This is a genomic window from Kitasatospora sp. MY 5-36, assembly GCF_001182915.1.
In the GTDB taxonomy this organism is placed as follows: Bacteria; Actinomycetota; Actinomycetes; order Streptomycetales; family Streptomycetaceae; genus Kitasatospora.
The window spans coordinates 1-3,597 of the sequence record NZ_LFVW01000882.1 but is presented as its reverse complement, the minus strand read 5'-3'; the positions used below and the strand labels follow the sequence as shown (position 1 = coordinate 3,597).

At 76.7% G+C, this 3,597-nt stretch carries 1 protein-coding gene; it reads left to right on the top strand.

The window, feature by feature from the left end; genetic code table 11:
- Window positions 1-30: 30 nt before the first annotated feature.
- Window positions 31-3,597 (top strand): beta-N-acetylglucosaminidase domain-containing protein (locus tag AE652_RS43285; RefSeq protein WP_159028677.1); only part of this gene is annotated, 3,567 nt, incomplete at its 3' end.

Sequence of the window (3,597 nt, the reverse complement as noted above, 5' to 3'; positions counted from 1 at the left end):
GCGGCCACGGCCGCCTCGACGGCCTCGGACGTGGTGAGCACCGCGCCGCAGACGCCGCTGGGCAGCGTGACCGACCCGAAGGTGTTCCCGAAGCCGCAGCAGCAGACCGTGGCGGGCAAGCCCGTCGCGGTGCCGTCTGCCGTCACGCTGGTGAGCGCGCCCAAGGCGGACATCGGCGCGGTGCGGGCCGTCCAGGAGGTGCTGGAGGTCGCCGGGGCGGGCGAGGTGACGCCGCGTCCGGACGGCGGGACGCCGGCCGCCGGGACGCTGGTGGTGTACGTCGGCGGGCCCGCCGAGGGCGCCGGCGGCGAGGTGGACCGGGTGCTGCGGCAGCTGTCCGCCGCCGCGGGCGGCAAGGACGGCGCCGGGCCGACGACCGCGGGGATGCCGGCCGGCGGGTACGTGCTGTCGGCCGGTCAGCTGCCCGCCCAGGGCGGCGGGACGTACGGCGCCGTGGTGCTGGCCGGCGTGGATGCCACCGGCACCTTCTACGCCGCGCAGAGCCTGCGTCAGCTGCTCGCCGCCGTACCGGCCGGGCAGGGGCAGGCGCCGGGTGCGGCCGGGCTCGGCCTGCCCGGGATCACGCTGCGGGACTGGCCGACCGGCGCCCCGGTGCGCGGCGTCACGGAGGGCTTCTACGGCACCCCGTGGACCGCGCAGCAGCGGCTGGAGCAGGTCGACTTCCTGGGCCGCTCCAAGCAGAACTTCTACCTCTACGCGCCCGGTGACGACCCGTACCGGCTCTCCCGCTGGCGCACCGCCTACCCCGCGGCCCAGGCCGAGGAGCTGCGCGAACTGGGCTTCCGGGCACGGCAGAACCACGTCACGCTCGGCTACGCGATCGACCCGGGGCAGTCCCTCTGCTTCAGCTCCGGCAAGGACGTGGACGCCCTGGTGAACAAGCTGGACGGGCTGCGCAAGCTCGGCTTCACCGCCTTCCAGCTGCAGTTCCTGGACGTCAGCTACGACGAGTGGCACTGCGGCGACGACCGCGACGAGTACGGAACCGGGCCCGCCGCGGCCGCCAAGGCCCAGGCCGAGCTGGTGAAGAAGGTGCAGGACCGGCTGATCGCGAGGAATCCGGGCCTGGCGCCGCTGTCCGTCGTCCCCACCGAGTACCACCAGCAGGGCTCCACCCCGTACCGCAAGGCGCTGGCGGCGGCCCTGCCGGAGGGCGTGCAGGTGGCCTGGAGCGGGGTCGGGGTGATCCCGGAGAAGATCACCGGCGCCCAGGCCTCGGACACCGCCGGGCTGTACGGGCACCCGCTGCTCACCATGGACAACTACCCGGTCAACGACGCCACCCCGGACCGGCTCTTCCTCGGCGCCTACACCGGGCGCGACCCGGAGGTGGCCACCCGCTCGGCGGCGCTGCTGACCGGCGCGATGCAGCAGCCGGTGGCCTCCCGGATCGCCGTGTCGACGGCCGGCGACTTCGCCTGGAACCCGGCCGGCTACAAGCCGGACGAGTCCTGGCAGGCCGCCGTGCGCTCGCTGGCCGGGCCGACCGGCGCCGCCCCGACGCCCGTCGGGACGGCGCTGTCCGCCGTCACCGCGCTGGCCGGGAACAGCACCTCCTCCCCGCTGTCCAAGCAGGAGTCCGGCTACCTGGCACCGCTGCTGGACCGGTTCTGGGCGGCCGCCGAGCCGACCTCCGGCGCCGCCCCCGACCTCGCCCGGCTGATCGAGGCCGCCGCCCCGCTGCGGGATGCCTTCGCCACCATGGCCACCGCCCAGCAGACCCTGGCCGGCACCCCGGCCACCACCCAGCTGGCCGGCGAGGCCGCGCCCTGGCTGGGCCCGCTGCGCGACTACGGGCTGGCCGGGCAGTCCGCCCTCGACATGCTGCTGGCGCAGCACGGCGGCGACGGCACGGCGGCCTGGAAGGCCCGGGTCGAGCTCAACCGGCTGCGCGAGCAGCTGGACCGGGCCCCGGCCACCGTCGGCGCCGGGGTGCTCGGCCCGTTCCTGGACCGTGCCGTGCGCGCCGCCGACAACTGGTCGGGCGTGGGTGGCGGCGCCGCCACCCCGACCACCACCCTGGGCACCGCCCAGGACCACCTGCCCGCGCTGATGACCGACGGCGTGGCCGACACCTTCTACTGGAGCTCCGCTCCCCCGCAGCCCGGCGACGCCGTCGGCCTGGACCTCGGCGCGGGCCGCCCGGTCAGCGGCGTGACCGTGCTGATGGGCGGCTGGGGCAACGGCCCGGACGCCCGGACCGCCGCCGACGACTACATCCGCGACGGCGTGCTGGAGTACTCCACCGGCGAGGGCGGCTGGAAGCAGCTCGCCACCGTCAAGAACCAGAAGACGGTCAGCGCCCAGCTCCCGCCGGGCACCGTGGTCCGGGCGGTGCGGCTGCGGGCCACCGCCGCGCAGAAGACCGCCGTCGCGGTGCGCGAGTTCACCGTCACCGCCCCGGACGATTCCCCGGCCAGCGTCAGCGGCGGCCCCGACGCGGTGCCCGGCTCCTCCGCCGCCGCCGTGCTGGACGGCAACCCGGACACCGCGTACCGGGCCGCCAAGGCGCCGACCGCGATGGACGAGCCGCTCACCGTCGAGCTCGGCGCGGCCCGCCCGCTGGACCGGCTCACCGTGCTGACCGACCCGTCCGTGCGCGCCACCGCCACCCTCGCGGTGCGCCGGGCCGACGGCACCTGGGCCGACATCGGCACCGTGCAGCCCGGCTACAACGAGCTGTCGGCCGGCGGCCAGCCCGCCGACGCGTTCCGGCTGACCTGGAAGCCCGGCGGCGACCCTCCGGTGGTCAACCAGGTGATCCCCTGGTACGCGGACGCCCCGGCGGCCCGGCTCAGCCTCTCCGACCCGGCCCTGGACGTGGTCACCGGCGCCTCAGCGCCCGTGACCACCCGGGCCACCGTGGAGGCCGGCCGCCCCGAGGGCACCACCGGCGAGCTGCGCACCGAGGTGCCAGCCGCCGCCAAGGGCCTGACCGTGGCCCCGGCCGGCCCGGTGACCGTGCCGCGCGGCGGCCGGGTGGGCGTGCCGCTGCTGGTCAGCGCCACCGCGGAGACGCCGTCCGGGACGTACCGGGTGCCGGTGCAGTTCGTGGCCGGCGGCACCACCGTCCGGCAGGTGCTCCAGGTCCACGTGGTGCCGCCCACCGGCGGCCCGGACCTGGCGCTCGGCGCCAAGGCCGCCTCCTCGGGCGACGAGACGGCGAACTTCCCGGCCTCGGCGGTCACCGACGGCGACCCGAAGACCCGCTGGTCCTCCCCGGCCAAGGACGACGCCTGGGTGCGGCTGGAGCTGCCGCAGGCGACCAGGCTGGGCTCGGCGGTGCTGCACTGGCAGGCCGCGTACGCCGCCTCGTACAAGATCCAGGTCTCGGCGGACGGGAACACCTGGACCGACGCCGCGACGGTGGACAACGGCAAGGGCGGCGACGAGACGGTGCGCTTCGACGCGCCCAACGTCCGGTACCTCCGGGTGCAGGGCGTGGCGCGGGCGACCAAGTACGGCTACTCGCTGTGGGGCGTCGAGCTGTACGCGGTGACCCCGCCGGCCGCGCCGCAGCCCCCGGCCGGCCAGGGCGGCGGCCAGACCGGCCAGCCCGGCGGCGCGCCCGGGACG